This is a genomic window from Vibrio sp. 811 (assembly GCF_033339195.1).
The window spans coordinates 1-958 of sequence record NZ_JAWOUB010000154.1 but is presented as its reverse complement, the minus strand read 5'-3'; the positions used below and the strand labels follow the sequence as shown (position 1 = coordinate 958).

Sequence of the window (958 nt, the reverse complement as noted above, 5' to 3'; positions counted from 1 at the left end):
GATCACCATCGAAGCGCAGCGCATATTCGCCACCTTTCAACGCCGAAATATCATCGACATAAACGGCAACGTCCGCTTTCGAGTTTGGTGCAGTAAACACTCGTGATTTAGCCACCAGCTCAGAATTCACATCGGTAAAAACGTCTTTACCGATTTTGCCGTTGAGATCCAAACCTTGCGATTGCAGTTGGTTGACCTTGTAAGAGAATCCGGTAGCTAAGCGCCCCATTTCATCCAGCAGTTGCGGAATGTGTTTGTCACGCATGTCGAGTAGCGCGCCGATTTTGCCGTCCATGTCGTCGGCCTTAATCGCTTTAATGCCATCGCCTTCGACCATCGCTAGACGTCGTTGGTGCACGTCTGGGTAGCCATCAATCATTTTTAATTGGCTTGCCTCTGTGCCCGACACCAAGGTATGACCATTGCCGATGTGCACGTTGAAACCTTCAGCGTTTTTACGTGGGGTCACGGTGACCTTAGTGTATTCGGACAGCTCAGTAATCAGCTTTTCATGCTGATCCATCAAATCGTTATGTGGACCAGGAGTGCGCATCATCAAGCGGTGAATGTCACGAATTTCTAGCGCCAGTTGGTTAATGCGCTCAATGCCCATGTCCAATTTTTTATTGGTTACGTCTGACTGCAGTCGCACCGTTTCGTGAAAGTCGTTTAATGTGTCTGAAAAGATTTTTGCCTTTTCCAACACAACTTTACGCGCACCTAAATCGTTTGGTGTGTCTGCCATGGTTTTCACAGCATCAAACCACTCGTTGAGGTTTTCTGGGATCTTCTTCGATGCAACAGAGCTCAACATGCTAGAAAGCATGTCTAAGTTATCTTGGGTATCCGTTTTATTCGCATTGCTTGTAGAGGACAGGTTGAGTTCATTAACGGCAAATTGGTCCCACGAGCGGCGAACATTTTCCACATGCACACCCATGCCGTAGGTAGAACCACC

Annotated in this window: 1 protein-coding gene; it reads right to left on the bottom strand. The window is 47.7% G+C overall.

What is annotated here, in order from left to right; translation table 11 throughout:
- Nucleotides 1-958: FlgK family flagellar hook-associated protein (locus tag R7Q46_RS25505; RefSeq protein WP_411978770.1), on the bottom strand; the 958-nt coding region annotated here is incomplete at both ends.